Annotated in this window: 16 protein-coding genes and 1 pseudogene; 12 read left to right on the plus strand and 5 right to left on the minus strand. The window is 64.1% G+C overall.

The genetic code is table 11. The features are described 5' to 3' along the window. Positions 1–37: 37 nt before the first annotated feature. Genes BM160_RS02145 through BM160_RS02155 form a run of 3 tightly spaced genes read right to left on the minus strand, consistent with a single transcriptional unit; the run spans position 38 to position 2111 of the window. The gene (locus tag BM160_RS02145) at positions 38–964 is read right to left on the minus strand and encodes a dihydrodipicolinate synthase family protein (protein ID WP_091999702.1); all 927 of its coding nucleotides are present in this window, start codon (positions 962–964) and stop codon (positions 38–40) included. Further along, positions 961–1668, minus strand: coding sequence for a GntR family transcriptional regulator (locus BM160_RS02150; protein ID WP_091999705.1), 708 nt, complete (start codon positions 1666–1668; stop codon positions 961–963). The genes BM160_RS02145 and BM160_RS02150 overlap by 4 nt, the downstream gene beginning before the upstream one ends. Next, positions 1665–2111, minus strand: coding sequence for an RbsD/FucU family protein (locus tag BM160_RS02155; protein WP_092000419.1), 447 nt, complete (start codon positions 2109–2111; stop codon positions 1665–1667). The genes BM160_RS02150 and BM160_RS02155 overlap by 4 nt, the downstream gene beginning before the upstream one ends. Positions 2112–2260: 149 nt before the next feature. Here BM160_RS02155 and BM160_RS02160 point away from each other — a divergent pair, with 149 nt between their 5' ends. From BM160_RS02160 to BM160_RS02170, 3 genes are read left to right on the plus strand one after another with little or no spacing between them, the layout of a single operon-like run. Continuing rightward, entirely contained in the window at positions 2261–3277 is a 1017-nt protein-coding gene (locus BM160_RS02160; RefSeq protein ID WP_091999707.1) for an aldo/keto reductase, read from the plus strand. Beyond that, the gene (locus BM160_RS02165; RefSeq protein ID WP_091999710.1) at positions 3274–4122 is read left to right on the plus strand and encodes an amidohydrolase family protein; all 849 of its coding nucleotides are present in this window, start codon (positions 3274–3276) and stop codon (positions 4120–4122) included. The genes BM160_RS02160 and BM160_RS02165 overlap by 4 nt, the downstream gene beginning before the upstream one ends. 21 nt (positions 4123–4143) lie before the next feature. Beyond that, positions 4144–5358, plus strand: coding sequence for a fumarylacetoacetate hydrolase family protein (locus BM160_RS02170; RefSeq protein WP_091999713.1), 1215 nt, complete (start codon positions 4144–4146; stop codon positions 5356–5358). 100 nt (positions 5359–5458) lie between these two features. On the opposite strand, the gene cysE is transcribed toward BM160_RS02170, so the two are convergent. Then, a complete protein-coding gene (gene cysE, locus BM160_RS02175; protein WP_091999716.1) occupies positions 5459–6238 on the minus strand; it encodes a serine O-acetyltransferase in 780 nt (259 codons plus the stop codon). Between the two features lie 9 nt (positions 6239–6247). Further along, positions 6248–7075 (minus strand): RNA methyltransferase, encoded by an 828-nt coding sequence (locus tag BM160_RS02180; protein WP_091999719.1) that lies wholly within the window; start codon positions 7073–7075, stop codon positions 6248–6250. A 145-nt stretch (positions 7076–7220) separates the two neighbouring features. Between BM160_RS02180 and BM160_RS02185 the strand changes: the two genes are divergently transcribed. From BM160_RS02185 to BM160_RS02230, 9 genes and pseudogenes are all read left to right on the plus strand, one after another. Then, positions 7221–8195: an inositol monophosphatase family protein gene (locus tag BM160_RS02185; RefSeq protein WP_091999721.1), complete on the plus strand. Its 975-nt coding sequence runs from the start codon at positions 7221–7223 to the stop codon at positions 8193–8195. A gap of 109 nt (positions 8196–8304) precedes the next feature. Next, on the plus strand, positions 8305–8601 hold the full coding sequence (locus BM160_RS02190; protein WP_091999724.1) for a phosphopantetheine-binding protein: 297 nt from the start codon (positions 8305–8307) through the stop codon (positions 8599–8601). Positions 8602–8675: 74 nt separating this feature from the next. Beyond that, the gene (locus tag BM160_RS02195; protein ID WP_255368567.1) at positions 8676–9269 is read left to right on the plus strand and encodes a COG4648 family protein; all 594 of its coding nucleotides are present in this window, start codon (positions 8676–8678) and stop codon (positions 9267–9269) included. Further along, positions 9266–10949 (plus strand): annotated as a pseudogene (locus BM160_RS02200) (AMP-binding protein). Before BM160_RS02195 ends, BM160_RS02200 begins: the two are co-directional and overlap by 4 nt. Then, complete coding sequence (locus tag BM160_RS02210; protein WP_091999738.1) at positions 10946–11920, plus strand: LpxL/LpxP family acyltransferase; 975 nt, start codon at positions 10946–10948, stop codon at positions 11918–11920. The pseudogene BM160_RS02200 and the gene BM160_RS02210 overlap by 4 nt, the downstream one beginning before the upstream one ends. Continuing rightward, on the plus strand, positions 11917–12567 hold the full coding sequence (locus BM160_RS02215; protein ID WP_369821738.1) for a LolA-related protein: 651 nt from the start codon (positions 11917–11919) through the stop codon (positions 12565–12567). The genes BM160_RS02210 and BM160_RS02215 overlap by 4 nt, the downstream gene beginning before the upstream one ends. Beyond that, on the plus strand, positions 12567–14912 hold the full coding sequence (locus BM160_RS02220) for an MMPL family transporter (RefSeq protein WP_091999741.1): 2346 nt from the start codon (positions 12567–12569) through the stop codon (positions 14910–14912). Before BM160_RS02215 ends, BM160_RS02220 begins: the two co-directional genes overlap by 1 nt. After that, complete coding sequence (locus BM160_RS02225; protein WP_091999744.1) at positions 14905–15708, plus strand: polysaccharide deacetylase family protein; 804 nt, start codon at positions 14905–14907, stop codon at positions 15706–15708. Before BM160_RS02220 ends, BM160_RS02225 begins: the two co-directional genes overlap by 8 nt. Beyond that, positions 15705–16403: a phosphatase PAP2 family protein gene (locus BM160_RS02230; RefSeq protein ID WP_091999748.1), complete on the plus strand. Its 699-nt coding sequence runs from the start codon at positions 15705–15707 to the stop codon at positions 16401–16403. Before BM160_RS02225 ends, BM160_RS02230 begins: the two co-directional genes overlap by 4 nt. Positions 16404–16434 lie beyond the last annotated feature (31 nt).

Below are 16434 nucleotides of genomic sequence, written 5' to 3' on the forward strand. Positions count from 1 at the left end.
TGAAGCCTATCACCCACCGGCCCGGTCGGATATCGCCTTAGTCAGACACCCGCTCCACGCCAAAGGCGCGAATCGCCGCCTCCAGCGCCGTGAATTGTGCCGGGCTCAAGGCCACCAGCGGAGGCCGCACACGCAGCCAGGCCTGGTCGCCGCTCAGTATGGCCATGATGCCCTTGAGGGCCGGCATCAAGGAGTAGTCGCCCAGCAGGCCGATCAGGTCAATGGCGCGCTGCCGGTCTGCGGGCGTGGCCGGCGCATCGGGCAGCGTGACCAGGCGGTGGACCAGGCGCGGCATGAAGTTGGCCAGGCCGCTGATCGCGCCCGTGCTGCCGAGCCTGCCCATTTCCGGCAGGTCAGGCTCATAGCCGACGTAAACCGTCAGGTCCTTCATGAAACTCTCGGCCAGACCGACGGAATGCGCGGTGCTGCAGGCGCTGTCCTTGATGCCCAGAATGGTCTCGGGGTAGCGCTTTTTGAGCGTATCTATCACGTGGTGCGACAGGCTCACACCGCTGACCTGCGGGATGTGATACAGGTAGATCTTGAGCCTGGCATCGTCCACACCGTCTATCACCTGGCAATAGCAGTCGATGATGCCTTGGTCGGACACGCCCTTGAAGAAAAAGGGCGGCAGCATCAGGCAGCCATGCACGCCGATCTGCACGGCATGCCGCGTCAACTCCAGCGTCTCGGGCAGAGCCGCGCAACTGGTCGACACCATGATCTGCGCTGCCGGAACCCCGTGGCGGACCATAGCTTCCAGCGCCTCGCGCCGCTCGGCCATGGAAAACGAGGCGCCCTCGCCCGTGGTGCCAAACAGCGTGACGCCGCCACAGCCCGCGCGTATCAGCGCACTGGCATGGGCCGCGAACTTGGCATGATCGATGCTCAGGTCCTCGTTCAAAGGGGTCAGCATGGCGGGCCAGATGCCGCGAAAGGCTTGCGAAGGGGAAAGAGAAGTCACTTCAAGGTCTCCAAAGACCACGGCATTTCGGGCCGCGGCAGTCCTAGTACGCGCCGGTGCGCACTCTCAATATGATGGGTAATGCGCTGCGCCGCCGCCACCGGGTCGCGCTGCTTGAGCGCGTCGATAAACCACAGGTGCTCTTCCATGGCGGGCAGCAGCACATCGGCGCTCAGCGTCGTGCCTTCGAGCTTGATCAGGCGCACGCGCAGGCTGTTGATCCGGTACACGTCCGAGATCAGCTCATTGTTGGAGGCGTCAATCATCAGGTCATGCAAGCCCCAGTCGACCATGGTGGCATCCGACAGCAGGCTGTCGTCAATGGTGCCGCTGCGCGCGCGCCGCACGATCTGCAGGTGCGCCTCCTCGATCGCCAGCAGGTCGGCGTCGGAAACGCTGGTCGTGAATCGGATGGCCGCTTCGCGCTCCAGCAGCAGCCGCAGCTGAAAGGCGTTGTTGATCAGCTTGAGATCGACATGGGCAATCTGCAGGCCGCGCTGCGGCACCGTGTGCAGCAGGCCTTCGGCCTCCAGGCGCGGAATCAGTTCCCGCACGGCGCCCAGAGGCATACCCAAAAGCTGCATCAGCTCGCGCTGTGAAATGAATTGCCCGGGATGGATATTGGCCTGGACAATTTGCTGTTGAAAGCTCTCGTAGGCCTGAGCCCGAAGGCTGGTGGAAGGCACGCGCACGGGGCTGCTCATGTCACTGCCCCCGACACCACGCCCTTGCGCAGCAGGATGTTGCCGTAAGTGCGTCGCTCCCCCGTGCGCAAGATCACAAAGGCCGCGCTCGCCTGAGCGTAAAAAGTCTCGCGCACCAAGCCGGTCGGCGCCGCCTCGCCCGCCTCGGCCAACAGCAACTTGAATTGCAGCACGGGCAAGGGCACGGCGGCCGGATCGCCCACCACCTCCATCACCCGAACCGGATCGGCCAGGAAAGTGTCCACGGGCAGCAGCTGCAGCACGGCCTGCAGCGCTGCGGGCGCATCCACACCCGCCAGTTCCACCAGACGAGCGCCCCCCTGGGCGGCCAGGCGTGCGGCGGGAAAGTTGGCATCGACGATGGCGACGTCATCACCATGCCCCATGCTCGCCAAGGCATGCAGCGCATCGGGAGTCAGCAGAGAAGGCAGGTTTTTCAGCACGGCGGGCAATCAAAATAAAAGTCAGGCTTGTCAGCTTGTGATGCCCCCTTTTTAAGGTGCCGTCACAAGGATTCACGGGTTTTTACCGTGTTTACGTACTGACATGTTAGTCATAACATGCTGACTGTTTAACGGTAAAAACCCTGACGATGAACTCATTCTTTCCTTCTTGCCTGGATGGCAACCTGCGCCTGGGCCTGGGCGGCGCCGCCCTGGGCAACCTGTTTTCCGTGGTCAGCGACGCACAATCGCAAGCCCTGCTGGAAGCGGCCTGGGCCAGCGGTTGCCGTAGCTTTGACACCGCACCGCATTACGGCCACGGCCGCTCGGAGCGGCGCCTGGGTGACGCCCTGCGCCCTCACGTCAGGGACAGCTATGCCCTGTCCAGCAAGGTCGGCCGGCTGCTCACGCCCAACCCCGACGCGGCGCGCGAGCAGCACGGCTATGTGGACGTACTGCCCTTCGACCAGCACTGGGACTACAGCGCCGCCGGCACGCGGCGCAGCATAGAGGACAGCCTGCAACGCCTGGGCCTGGCCAGCCTGGATGTGGTCTACGTGCATGACCTGGACCGCGCCAATCATGGCGAACAGGCCCCGGCCGTGCTCCGCCAGGTGATAGAGGAAACGCTGCCCACGCTGCAGCAGCTCAAGCACGAGGGGCTGATTCGCGCCGTCGGCCTGGGCGTGAATGACACCCAGGTGGTGCTGGACGTGCTGCGCCATGCGGATCTGGACGCCTTGCTGCTGGCCGGACGCTACAGCCTGCTGGACCACAGCGCCCTGCCCGAACTACTGCCCCTGTGCCTGCAGCGCGGGGTGCGCATTGCCCTGGGGGGCGTGTTCAATTCGGGCATTCTGGCCACGGGCACGCAAAACGGCCAGGCCACTTTCAACTACGCGCCGGCCTCCGGCGACTGGCTGGACCGCACCCGGCAGATCGAAGCCATTTGCGCCATCCATGACGTACCCCTGCGCGCCGCCGCGCTGCAGTTTGCGGCGGCGCATGCTGCGGTCGACATCGTCATGCTGGGCGCGCGCCATGTGGCCGAATGGGAAGACGGCCTCGCCATGATGCGGCACCCCATCCCCTCCACCTTCTGGCAAGCCCTGCGCGAGGCACGGCTGCTGCCCGACGCGGCACCCACGCCCGGCGGCGCCGCATGATTGACGCCCACTTTCACAGCTGGCAGATCGCGCGCGGCGACTACGGCTGGCTCAACCCCGCGCTGGCTCCGCTGTACCGCGACGTGAGCGTGGCCGACTGGCAAGCCCAGTCGCAAGCGCTGGGCATCAGCGGCGGCGTGCTGGTGCAGGCCGCTCCGACCGAAGCCGAAACCCTTTTTCTGCTGGCGCAGGCGCAAGCCCAGGCGCCTGATGGGCCCGGCGTACTCGGCGTGGTCGGCTGGGTCGACCTGCTGGCCACCAACGCAGCTGACCGTATCTCAGCGCTGGCACACCAATACCCCTTGCTCAAGGGCTTGCGCCCCATGCTGCAAGACATCCCCGATCCCGACTGGATACTGCAAGCCGCCCTGAGCCCCGCGCTGCAGGCCATGGCGGCCCATGGCCTGGTGTTCGACGCCCTCGTCAAGCCGGTCCACCTGCCGCGCCTCCTGACCCTGGCCGCGCGCCACCCCAAGCTAAGCCTGGTGATAGACCACGCCGCCAAGCCCGATATTGCCGCCGGCCAGTGGCAGCCCTGGGCCGACCAACTCGCGCGCCTGGCCGCCGAGACCCACGCCGTCTGCAAGCTCTCCGGACTGCTGACCGAAGCCGGCCCGCAGCCCAGGCCCGACGCGGCACGCCACTGGGGCGAACATGTGCTGGCCAGCTTCGGCGCGGACCGCGTGATGTGGGGCAGCGACTGGCCGGTACTGGAGCTCGCCGGCAGCTACGGCGACTGGTGGCAGGAGGCGCAGCAGTTGAGCGCCCACCTCAGCGCCGCCGAACGCGCCAACCTCTTCGGCGGTACCGCCAGGCGCATCTACCGTTTATCAACAGCCTCCTGAACGCCTCACTTCAAACAACCCATGAACTCAACCCTACTCCCGCTGCCTGCCACCCTGGCCCAATCCCTGCCCGACGATGCGGCGCGCGCCACCCTGATAGGGCGCCTGTGGCAACCCGGCATAGGCCCGACGCTGGTCCTCGTGTCCCAGGGCCATCTGCATGACGTGTCGCCGCTGGCCGCCACCAGCAGCCAGTTGCTCAACCTGGAGCAGCCCGCTCAGGCCCTGCAGGCGGCGCTGCAAGCCGGGCGCTTGCCGCGCCTGGGCAGCCTGGCGGAGGTGCTGGCCAACAGCGATGAGAGTTCGCGCGACGCCAGCCGGCCCTGGCTGCTGGCTCCCTGTGACCTGCAGGCCGTCAAGGCCAGCGGCGTGACCTTTGTCGCCAGCCTGCTGGAGCGCGTGATCGAAGAGCAAGCGCGCGGCGACGCCACCCGGGCCGACGCCATCCGGCATGAGTTGAGCAGCATTCTGGGCGACAAGCTGAGCGGCATCGTTCCCGGATCGCCTGAAGCCGAGCAGGTGAAGCAGGTGCTGATCGCCCGGGGCGCCTGGTCGCAATACCTGGAGGTCGGCATTGGGCCAGACGCTGAAATCTTCACCAAGGCGCCGGTGCTGTCGGCGGTCGGCAGCGGCGCCGATGTCGGCATCCACCCCAAGTCGGCCTGGAACAACCCCGAGCCCGAAGTGGTGCTGGCCGTCAACGCCCAAGGGCATATCGTCGGCGCGGCCCTGGGCAATGACGTCAACCTGCGCGACTTTGAGGGCCGCAGCGCCCTGCTGCTGGGCAAGGCCAAGGACAACAACGGCTCCTGCGCCATCGGCCCCTTTATCCGTCTGTTTGACGCGCACTTCGGTATCGACGAGGTGCGCAACTGCGAGCTAACCCTGAAAGTGGATGGGCCCGACGGCTTTGCCTTGCGCGGCAGCAGTTCCATGGCAAAAATCAGCCGCGACCCTCGGGACATCGTGGCGCAGGTGATAGGCCCCAACCACCAATACCCCGATGGCGTGATGCTCTTTTTGGGCACCATGTTTGCGCCGTCGCAAGACCGGCACGGCCCGGGTCAGGGCTTCACCCATGTGGTGGGCGATGTGGTGACGGTGTCCGCGCCCGCACTGGGCCGCCTGGTCAACCGGGTCCGGCATTCAGACCAGGTCGCGCCCTGGACCTTTGGCCTGACGGCGCTGATGCTGAATCTGGCCGGCCGCCAGCTGCTGAGCACGGCCAAGCCTTGAATTCAAGCCAAATAGGCCTGCAGCCCTTGCTGGAACTGCGCCAACAGCTATCAAATCGATAGTCGGCGCATCTCGCCTCGGCCAAGCTGGCGAGCCAGGCTTACTTGCCGACCAGCTGGTTCAGCTTCTCGGCCTCAAAGCACTCTTCCCGCGCAGCATCCTTGGGCACGCAATCCCGGCCGCCCGCCACCGACGGACCGGACAAGTTCTCTATCGCCTGCCACAGCAGCGCAATCTGGTGCTCCTGGCCGGAGGCGTTGTCGATCAGGCCGCGCAGCGCCTGCGACAGCGGATCGTCGCTCTGCGTCACGCCGTAGGCCGAAAAACCCATCTGGCTGGCGGCCTGCTCGCGCTTCACATCGGCTTCGGCCTGGATGATGCGGGCCGGGTTGCCGACGGCGGTGGCGCCAGCCGGCACGGGCTTGACCACCACGGCGTTGGAGCCTATGCGGGCGCCATCGCCGACGACAAAGCCGCCCAGCACCTGCGCCCCCGCGCCCACCACCACGTTGCGGCCCAGAGTTGGATGGCGCTTGGCGCCCTTGTACAGCGAAGTGCCGCCCAAGGTGACGCCGTGGTAAATCGTGCAGCCCTCGCCAATCTCTGCGGTTTCCCCGATCACCACGCCCATGCCGTGGTCGATAAACACACCTCCGGCAATTTGTGCGCCGGGGTGAATTTCAATACCGGTAAACCAGCGCGCCAGCTGCGAGATGAAACGCCCCAGCCATTTGAAGCCATGCACCCAGCACCAGTGCGCGCGCCGGTGCAGCACCAGGGCGTGCAGGCCGGGGTAGCAGGTCAGCACTTCCCAGGCGCTGCGGGCGGCCGGGTCGCGTTCAAGAATGCACTGGATATCGGAGCGAAGTCTGGAAAACATGCGGCAAGTCTACTGGCCGGCCGGCGTCTCTGCAGGCGCAGCGGCTTTGTCCGCAGCCGGCAAGGCTTTATGCAGGGCGCTCTTGGACATGGCCTTGGCGATGCCGCGCAGGATGTGGATTTCTTCCGGGCTGAGCTGGGCCCGGTTAAACAACTGGTTCAGGCGCGGCATCAGTTTCTTGGGCGCAGCCGGATCCAGAAAGCCGATATCGGTCAGCGCCTCCTCCCAGTGCTTGAGCATGCCCGACACCGCCGCGGCATCGGCCAGCTGCGGCTCGGCGGTAGCCGACTGCACCGCAAAGCCGCCCAGCGCCTGGCGCCAGTCATAGGCCACCAGCTGCACCGCCGCGCCCAGATTGAGCGAGCCAAACTTGGGGTCGGTCGGAATGCTCAGCGCCACGTGGCAGCGGTAGACATCGTCGTTTTGCATGCCAAAGCGCTCGGAGCCAAACAAAAAAGCAACCGAATCGGGCCTCAGCGCTTTCTGGTCGGGCGCAGTCAGCTCCTGATTTGATAGTGATTCAGGGCTACCAAGCAAGTCGGCAAAATGCGCTCTGGGCGCCTTGGTCGGCGGACCAAAGTCGCGCGGCGTCATGGCCGTGGCGCACAGGTGCTCCATGCCGTCGAGCGCCTCATCCAGGGTGGCCACGATGCGGGCGTTTTTCAGCACATCCAGGGCGCCGCTGGCGCGCTGGATGGTTTCCTCGCGATTGAGCACATTGGCCCAGCGCGGCGCCACCAGCACCAGATCGTTAAAGCCCATGACTTTCATGGCGCGGGCAGTGGCGCCCACATTGCCGGCATGGCTGGTGTTGATCAGGACAAATCGGGTTTTCATGGATATATAAATCCCCTCGCACCGCTGAAACCCGGAAGTTTCTAGCATTTGCGGGCAGCTTTGAGGGGAAGTCTGTAAAATGCGCTTATTGTCGCCTGCCCCCGGTTACCGGGTCGCAGCTCCTGCCCGCTCTTTCCTACAATTTATGTCCAGCAATCTACACCCCATGCTCAACGTGGCCATCAAGGCTGCGCGCGCCGCCGGCGCCATCATCAACCGTGCTGCACTTGACGTCGAGGCGGTTCGCGTTTCACTCAAGCAGACCAACGATTTCGTCACGGAAGTAGATCAAAACGCCGAGGCAGCGATCATCGAAACCCTGTTGACCGCCTACCCCGGCCACGGCATTTTGGCCGAAGAGTCGGGCAGCGAACACGGTGCCAAAGACTCAGAGCTGGTGTGGATCATCGATCCGCTGGACGGCACCACCAACTTCATTCACGGCTTTCCGTTTTACTGCGTCAGCATTGCGCTGTCGGTACGCGGAAAGATTGAGCAAGCCGTGGTGTATGACCCCAACCGCAACGACATCTACAGCGCCAGCAAGGGCCGCGGCGCCTATGTCAACGACCGCCGCATCCGCGTGTCCAAGCGCACCCGCCTGCAGGAAAGCCTGATTTCCACCGGCTTCCCCTACCGCCCTGGCGACAAACTCAAACCCTATCTCAATATGCTGGGTGAAGTGATGAGCCAGTGCGCCGGCGTGCGCCGCCCGGGCGCGGCGGCCCTGGATCTGGCCTATGTGGCCACCGGCAACAGCGACGGCTTTTTTGAAACCGGCCTGCAGCCCTGGGACGTGGCGGCGGGCTCGCTGCTGGTCACCGAAGCCGGCGGCCTGATCGGCAACTTCACCGGGGAGGCCGACTTCATGGAGCACGGCGAATGCGTGGCCGCGAACCCACGTATTTACGGCCAGCTGGTGGCAACGCTGGGCAAGTACAGCAAGTTTGCCGGCGCCGGCGACAAGGCCACGGTACGCCAGACGCTGCGGGATGCGGCAGAACAAACCGGCGCAGAAAGCAGCAACAGCGAAAGCGCTGCTCCTGTGGCGGCGGAAAAACCCACGCTCAAAGCCCGCAAAATCAAGGCCCAGGCCGGCGCACCTGACGCACCGTTCTAAAGCCAGCAGCGGGCCGCCTAGGCTCGCTACATGGGCGACTCCGCTAAAATTAAAGCCCCGGCAACGGGGTTTTAATCATTTCCCTACTCTCACCGATTGAATTTTCCGCATGTCCGAATTGACCACGCAAGCGTCATCCACACCGGCTGATGCAGCCCTGCTGCTTGAAGTCGCCGAGCTGGTGGTGAGCGCCCTGAATCTGGAAGTCGCCGCCGCCGACGTGCAGGCCGACGAGCCGCTGTATGGCGATGGGCTGGGGCTGGACTCCATAGACATTCTTGAAATTGCGCTGGTGGTTTCCAAGCGCTACGGCCTGCAGCTGCGCGCAGACCACGAAGACAACCACGCCATCTTTCATTCGCTGCGCAGCCTGAGCGACCATATCGCGGCCCAGCGCAGCAAGTGAACGCCAAACAGACGACAAGCCTCACACAAGCCTGTCGTTGGGCCGGCCTACTCAGCCTGGGAATAGGCTACGCATTGCTCTCCCATCTGGCGGCGTCGTCAAAGCTGCACAGCCTGCCCGGCGCCTTGGTGGCCCTGGCACCCGCACTGCTGCTGGCTTTTTTGCTGGCCTGGCGCTCAGAGCGACGCTTGCCCATGCTGGCCCTGTGGCTGGCGGGCTGCGCCACGCTCTACGGCCTGAAAGACTGGCTGATCGCTCACTACCACTGGGTTTTCCTGCTTGAGCATGCAGGCACTTATTCACTGCTTGGCGCAAGCTTTGGCCTGACCCTGCGCCAGGGTGAAACACCGATGATTTCGCGCTTTGCCAGCATCGTGCATGGCAGCCTCACGCCGGCGCTGACTCGTTACACCCGCGCGGCCACCTGGGCCTGGACCGCTTATTTTGGCGCCATTGCCGGGCTCTCGCTACTGCTGTTCTGGCTGGCCCCCGTGGCCATCTGGTCGGCGTTTGCCTATCTGCTTGGCATTCCGCTGCTGGTGCTGATGTTCGCCGGCGAATATGCCGCGCGCTGCTACCTGCTGCCACCGGCCGACCGGGCCGGGCCGCTGGAGGCGATTCGCGCCTACCGGCAGGCATCCGCAGAAGGCAAGGCCGGCCTGCCATGAACAGCTGGCCGCTGATCACGCACCCCCATGCACAAGACGTGCTGGCTTACGGCCATGGCCAAGCTATCACCGCAGGGCAATTTCTGGCCGACGTCAGGCATTTGGCCGCCGCCCTGCCCCCGGGCCGGCATGTGCTCAACACCTGCGGCGACCGCTACCGCTTTGCCGTCGGCGTGGCCGCAGCCTTGCTGGCCGACAAGATCAGCCTGCTGCCGCCCACCCTGACGCCGGAGATGGTGCGCCAGGTCAAGGGCTTCGCACCGGACGTGTTTTGCCTGAGCGACCAGCCGCAGTCCCTGGCCCTGCCGCAATTTACCTGGACAGGCGCGGCGACGGCCGGCGCGGCGACGGACCGACTGGATATTCCAGAGATTCCCGCGGCACGAACGGTGGCCATCGTGTTCACCTCGGGCTCGACCGGCACACCCGTGGCGCATCGCAAAAGCTGGGGCGGCCTGGTGCACAGCGTGCGCGCCGAAGCCGCCCGCCTCGGTCTGCTCGATGGCCGTCGCCACAGCATTGTGGCCACGGTGCCGCCGCAGCACATGTTTGGTTTTGAGTCTTCCGTGCTGCTGCCACTGCAAAGCGCTGGCGCGATGAGCGCAAGCCATCCGTTTTACCCGGCCGATATCTGCGCTGTACTGGCCGCCACGCCGCGCCCTTGCATGCTGGTCACCACGCCGGTGCACCTGAAAGTGCTGCTGGCCTCGGAGCTGGACATTCCCTTGCCCGATAGCGTGCTGTCGGCCACCGCACCCCTGTCGCCCCAGCTGGCGCTGGCAGCCGAAACCCGCTTGCAAGCGCCCTTGCTGGAGATTTATGGCTCCACCGAAACCGGGCAGGTCGCCACACGCCGCATCACGCAAACCGCCGAGTGGACGCTTTTCCCCGGCGTCACACTCAGCGCCGTGCAGGGCCAGTTCTGGGCCGCCGGCGCACACCTGGAGCAGGCCGTGCCGCTGGGCGATGAGCTGGAACTGCTCAGCGACCAGCGCTTTTTGCTGCACGGCCGCACCGCCGATCTCATCAACATCGCCGGCAAGCGCAGCTCGCTAGGCTATTTGAACCATCAGCTCAATGCGGTGCCGGGCGTGATCGATGGCGCATTCTTCATGCCCGACGAAGGCGACAACGACAAGGTGACGCGCCTGATGGCCTTTGCCGTCGCCCCCGGCATGACGCCAGCCAGCTTGCTGGCAGCCCTGCGTGAGCGCATAGACGCCATGTTCATGCCCAGGCCGCTGGTGCTGCTCGATGCGCTGCCGCGCAACAGCAGCGGCAAATTGCCGCGCCACACACTGGCAGCACTGGCGCAAGCGCATCAAGGTCAAGGAGCGCCCCATGCACGGTGAAACGACGCTACTGATTGCCCCCGACCACCCGGCTTTTGCCGGTCATTTTCCGGGCGCCCCGATTCTGCCCGGCGTGCTGCTGCTGGATGCGGCGATACATGCCGTGCTGCAGGCACTGCGCGCCGATACCGCAGCAAGCGGGCAGGACATGCCCCTTGTCAATCAGATCAGCCAGGTCAGTTCGGTCAAATTCCTCAGTCCGGTTGGTCCGGGCGAGCTCCTGCGCATTGCCTACGCCAGCACCGCCTCGGGCAGCATGCGCTTTGACATTTCCAGCGGCAGCCGCAAGGTGGCCACCGGCACACTGGTGTTGCAGCCCGGGCCATGACAGCAGCGCACAAAACAGCCAGCGCCGCCAGCAGCGCGGAATGGAAGCAAATCCCGGAGCGCAGCAGCGTGTTCTGGCTGCGCCTCATGACCTGGATTTCCCTGCGCCTGGGCCGCAGCGCCAGCCGCTTCTTCCTATACGGCATCGCCGCCTACTTCCTGGCGTTTGCACCGGCAGCGCGCCGCATGTCACGCCAATATTTGCGCCGCGCGCTCAAGCTGCCATCACCGGCTGCGGTCGGCTGGCGGCATTTGTTCCGGCATTTTCTGAGCTTTGCCTCTGTCATCCACGACCGCATCTACCTGCTCAACAACCGCTTTGAGCTGTTCGATATCCGCATTCACAACCAGGCGCTGATCGACGAGGCCCTGGCCGATGGCCAGGGGCTGTTCCTGATAGGCGCTCACCTGGGAAGCTTTGAAGTGCTCAGAGCCCTGGGTCGCCAGCGACCCGGCTTGCGCGTGGCCATGGCGATGTACGAAGACAATGCGCGCAAGATCAACGCCGCGCTGGGCGCCATCAACCCGAATGCGCAGCAAGACATCATTGCGCTGGGCCATCTCGACTCCATGCTACGGGTACACGAGCTGCTGGACCAGGGTGGCGTCGTCGGCATGCTGGCCGACCGCTCGCTGGGCAACGACGACACGCACATGATTGATTTTCTGGGCGATGCCGCCGCCTTGCCGCCAGGCCCTTTTCGCATGGCCGCCCTACTGAAACGCCCGGTGCTGTTCATGACCGGTCTGTACCGCGGCGGCAACCGCTACGACATCCACTTTGAAACCCTGGCCGATTTTTCAGCCCTGCCGCCGCGCGGCCGCACGCTGGCGGTGCAAGCGGCCATGACGCGCTATGCTGGGCTGATGGCGCAATACTGCTACAGCGCGCCTTACAACTGGTTCAACTTCTTTGACTTCTGGCGCGCTCCGGTGCCCGGCCAGAGCAAGCCTTCTACAGACATCACATGATCTTCTTTGCTCCTTCCCCGGTCCTTGCGATGACGCGGACAGGCACGCCAGGCGGCCGCCAGCGCCGCCTGGCCTTGACACTGGCCGCACTCGCCATGGGTTTGACGCTGGCCCTGCTGAGCACCTCGGCCTTCGCCGCCTGGGATATCCAGCAACTGATGGATTCGCTGGCGCAAAACAAATCGAGCCGCGCCACCTTTGTCGAGAAAAAATACCTGGCCGTGCTCGACAAGCCCGTCGAATCTTCCGGGGAGTTGCTCTACACCGCGCCGGACCGGCTCGAAAAGCGCACGCTCAAACCCAAGCCCGAAGCCATGATCGTCAACGGCAGCGAGCTGACCATAGAGCGCGGCCGGCAAAAACGCCAATTGCAACTGCAGGCCTATCCGGAACTGGCAGCTTTCATAGAAAGCATTCGCGGCACCCTGGCGGGCGACCGCAAAGCGCTGGAACGCAGCTATCGGCTGAGCCTGGAAGGCGCAGCCGAACGCTGGACCCTGCAACTGCAGCCGCTGGATGAAAAAATGCAGGCCATCGTCAAGCACATCAATATCTCCGGCAGCCGCGAGCAGGTGCGCAGCATAGAAATCACCCAGGCCGATGGCGACCGCTCCGTGATGAACATCGAAGCACTGGCTGCACCGTGATGACAGCCACGCGTCGCCGCCGCATCACCATGATCGCGCTATGGCTGGCGTTCCTGCTGGCCTGCGGCGCCATCATCGGCCGCACGCAGTTCACCACGGATCTATCGGCATTTCTGCCGCGCACCCCCACGCCGGAGCAACAACTGCTGATGGATCAGTTGCGTGACGGCCTGGCCTCACGCCTGATCCTGGTGGGCATTGAAGGCACCGATGCGCCCAGCCGCGCCGCGCTGTCCAAGCAAATTTCCCAGCGCCTGCGTGCCGATCCGGCCTTTGCCAGCGTCAATAATGGCGAACCGGTCAATGCCGAGCGCGACCGTGCTTTTCTGTTCAACCACCGCTATCTATTGAGCCCTGCGGTGACACCCGAACGTTTCACGGCAGACGGTTTGCACGCCGCCTTGAGCGACAGCATAGATTTGCTGGCCTCGCCCGCCGGACTGCTGGTCAAGACCATGCTGCCGCGCGACCCGACGGGTGAAATGGTGCAATTGCTCGAGCAACTCAACAGTGGCAGTCAGCCCAAACTGGTAGACGGCGCCTGGGCCTCACGCGATGGCCAGCGCGCCTTGATGCTGCTGCAAACGCGCGCCGCAGGCTCAGACACCGACGCCCAGCAAAGCGCCATGGCCGCCATACGGCAAGCCTTTGAAACAGCCCCCGGCGCCACCGCTTCCGCCAAATTGCTGATGACCGGCCCCGGCGTGTTTTCGGTCACTTCACGCGACACCATCAAGAACCAGGTCAGCCGCTTGTCCTTGATCAGCGTCGTGCTGATTGCCAGCTTGCTGCTACTGGTTTACCGCTCCTTCACCGCACTCGCCCTGGGCTATTTGCCCGTCATCAGTGGTGTGCTGGCAGGCATCGCCGCCGTCAGCCTTGGCTTTGGTTCGGTGCATGGCATCACGCTGGGATTTGGCACTGCGTTGATCGGCGAAGCGGTGGACTATTCCATTTATCTGTTCATGCAATCCGGGCAAGGCAGCGCAGGCCAGCAGCATTGGGTCAAGCGCTTTTGGCCCACCATCAGGCTTGGTGTGCTGACCTCCATCGCCGGGTTTGCTTCACTGCTGCTGTCCGGCTTTCCGGGCCTGGCACAGCTTGGCCTGTATTCGATTGCCGGCTTGATCGCCGCAGCTGCCGTTACCCGTTACGTATTGCCTCATCTCTTGCCGGCACAGTTTCGCATTCATGATGTCTCGGCTGTCGGTAGCGTACTGGCCCGCCTGGTGCGGCGTGCCTCGGTACTGCGCTGGCCCGCCGCCATCGTGCTGTTGGCGGCTGCGGCCACCCTGATCCACCTTCGCGCCAACTTGCTGGACGACAGGATTTCCGCCTTGAGTCCGGTATCGCAGGCCGATGTGGCGCTAGACGAGCGCCTGCGCGCCGACATGGGGGCGCCCGATGTGCGTTATCTGGTGGTCGTTTCCGGCTCCAGCCGGGAGGCCGTCTTAGGCACCTCCGAACAGGTTTCCGAGCTGCTGCAAACGCAGGTCGAACAAGGCGAAATCGCCGGCTTTGAAAGCCCCAGCCGCTACCTGCCCAGCACGGCGACGCAGCGCGCCCGACAGGCCAGCCTGCCACCTCCCGCGGCACTAAGGGCAGAGCTCGCGCAAGCGGTTCAGGGCCTGCCGATCAACGCCGAACGCCTCACCCCCTTTCTGGCCGATGTGGATGCGGCCCGCAACCAGCCCCTGCTGCAAGCCACGGATCTTGAAAAAACCTCCATGGCCATGGCCCTGGATGCCTTGCTGATTCAGCAAGGCCAGCAATGGCGGGCCTTGCTACCACTGACCGCGCCTGCAGGCGGCAACATCAATGCCAGCCACCTTCACGACGCGCTCGGCACCCTCCAGTTGCCCAATGTTCTGTTCGTGGATATGAAGGCCGAGTCAAATCGCCTGTACTCCGGCTATCTGCATGAAGCCGTCCTGCTCTCGCTGGGCGGCGTGCTGGTGATCGTCGCGCTGCTGCTGCTGGTTTTTCGCTCACCCCTGCGCGTGCTCCGGGTCATCGCACCGCTGCTGGCTGCGGTCATCACCGTTACCGCGGGGCTGGCCGTGCTCGGCCAGCCTTTGATTATTTTGCATCTGGTGGGCCTGCTGCTAGTGGTTGCCGTGGGCTCAAACTACGCCTTGTTCTTTGATCGACCTGATCCGACAACGCCCATCCCGCCCACCACACTGGTTTCCATGCTGTTTGCCAATCTCACCACAGTGACCGGTTTTGGTCTGCTGGCATTTTCCAATGTCTCCATACTGCAAGCCATGGGCGTGACCGTGGCGCCTGGCGTTATTCTGGCGCTGATGTATTCCGCCATTTTTTCAAAGCAAACCCATGTCTGATTCACGCTGGCGACCGACTGTCTTGGTGCAGGCATCCGTCGCGCTGCATCTGCTGGCCTTGCTGGCGCTCCTCGCGGCACCCGGCCAATGGCCCTGGGTACTGGCTGTATTGGTGCTCAACCACCTGCTCATCGCCGCCACCGGACTATGGCCACGCAGCCACTGGTTGGGTTCAAACTGGACACGGCTGCCGGCCGCGGCCACGGCCAGACGTGAAGTTGCCCTGACCATCGATGACGGCCCCGACCCTGAGGTCACCCCGCAAGTCCTGGATCTGCTGGACCGCTATGCGGTCAAAGCCACCTTCTTTTGCATTGGCGAGAAGGTCTTGCGCCACCCGGATTTGTGCCGAGAAATCGTGCGCCGCGGCCATGCCGTGGAAAACCACAGCCAGCATCATCGCCATCATTTCTCATTAATGGGCTCGCGCGGCATGACACGCGAAATAGCCGCCGCACAGGACACGCTGACGGCGGTTTCAGGCCAACGGCCACTGTTCTTTCGCGCCCCGGCCGGCTTGCGCAACCCATTTCTCGATCCGGTGCTGCATCGACTCGGACTGCAACTGGCCAGCTGGTCGGTGCGCGGTTTCGATACCCGGATAGGCGACGCCGCACGCGTCAAAGCCAAGCTGCTGACTGGCCTGAACGCGGGCGCCATCCTGCTCTTGCATGACGGCAATGCCGCCCGCAGCGCCACTGGCAAGCCGGTCATTCTTGAAGTCCTGCCCGAATTGCTGGACTCCGTGGCGGCAGCCCAACTGCATACCGTAACCCTCAGGCAGGCACTGGCATGAACAACTCACCGGCCCGTCATGACCCCTGGTACCGGCAAGCCGCCAAGCTCATGCCCAGGCACTTCTATCTGAAAAGCCTAGGAACCATGCTGTTCATCAGCCTGTTTTTCGGCGTCTACTTTTATTTGCTCAAATACCCGGCCTACCCGACCACGCTGATGCCAGTCACCTGGCTGGACCACCTGATCGGCTTTCAGCCGCTGGCGCTGCCCGTGTACCTGTCGCTATGGGTTTACGTTTCCCTGCCGCCCTTGTTTTTGGCGAGCAAGCGGGAGCTCTATGCCTATGGTCTGGCGATGACCCTGACCTGCCTGATAGGGCTGGGTATTTTTTATCTCTGGCCCACCGCCGCACCCGCCGCTGACATCGACTGGGCCCTGTATCCCGGCATGGATTTTCTGAAAAACATGGATGCCTCGGGCAATGCCTTCCCCTCTTTGCATGTTGCCACCGCGGTGTTTTCTGGCATCTGGTTACATCACTTACTACACCGTTTGAGCGGACCACTCTGGCTGCTCACCTTCAACGGAGCATGGTGTGTTGGCATCGTCTACTCCACCCTGGCCATACGCCAGCATGTCGCCGTAGACATGTGGGCGGGCCTGGTGCTGGGAGGGGTTGCAGCCTATCTCTCCTTGCGTCAGCACCGGCGCACCAAGATGTCAATGACGGTGCCAAACGCGCCCTCGATCTGACCTGGACCGACCGCCTGCTTTTGCTAAAGTA

The organism is Polaromonas sp. OV174 (genome assembly GCF_900112285.1).
In the GTDB taxonomy this organism is placed as follows: Bacteria; Pseudomonadota; Gammaproteobacteria; order Burkholderiales; family Burkholderiaceae_C; genus Polaromonas.

What these genes read in the sequence shown, in the direction of transcription:
- BM160_RS02150 (WP_091999705.1), bottom strand. Translation starts at nt 1,668, where the DNA reads ATGAGCAGCCCCGTGCGCGTGCCTTCCACCAGCCTTCGGGCTCAGGCC.
- BM160_RS02160 (WP_091999707.1), top strand. Translation starts at nt 2,261, where the DNA reads ATGAACTCATTCTTTCCTTCTTGCCTGGATGGCAACCTGCGCCTGGGC.
- BM160_RS02165 (WP_091999710.1), top strand. Translation starts at nt 3,274, where the DNA reads ATGATTGACGCCCACTTTCACAGCTGGCAGATCGCGCGCGGCGACTAC.
- BM160_RS02170 (WP_091999713.1), top strand. Translation starts at nt 4,144, where the DNA reads ATGAACTCAACCCTACTCCCGCTGCCTGCCACCCTGGCCCAATCCCTG.
- cysE (WP_091999716.1), bottom strand. Translation starts at nt 6,238, where the DNA reads ATGTTTTCCAGACTTCGCTCCGATATCCAGTGCATTCTTGAACGCGAC.
- BM160_RS02180 (WP_091999719.1), bottom strand. Translation starts at nt 7,075, where the DNA reads ATGAAAACCCGATTTGTCCTGATCAACACCAGCCATGCCGGCAATGTG.
- BM160_RS02185 (WP_091999721.1), top strand. Translation starts at nt 7,221, where the DNA reads ATGTCCAGCAATCTACACCCCATGCTCAACGTGGCCATCAAGGCTGCG.
- BM160_RS02190 (WP_091999724.1), top strand. Translation starts at nt 8,305, where the DNA reads ATGTCCGAATTGACCACGCAAGCGTCATCCACACCGGCTGATGCAGCC.
- BM160_RS02210 (WP_091999738.1), top strand. Translation starts at nt 10,946, where the DNA reads ATGACAGCAGCGCACAAAACAGCCAGCGCCGCCAGCAGCGCGGAATGG.
- BM160_RS02215 (WP_369821738.1), top strand. Translation starts at nt 11,917, where the DNA reads ATGATCTTCTTTGCTCCTTCCCCGGTCCTTGCGATGACGCGGACAGGC.
- BM160_RS02220 (WP_091999741.1), top strand. Translation starts at nt 12,567, where the DNA reads ATGACAGCCACGCGTCGCCGCCGCATCACCATGATCGCGCTATGGCTG.
- BM160_RS02225 (WP_091999744.1), top strand. Translation starts at nt 14,905, where the DNA reads ATGTCTGATTCACGCTGGCGACCGACTGTCTTGGTGCAGGCATCCGTC.
- BM160_RS02230 (WP_091999748.1), top strand. Translation starts at nt 15,705, where the DNA reads ATGAACAACTCACCGGCCCGTCATGACCCCTGGTACCGGCAAGCCGCC.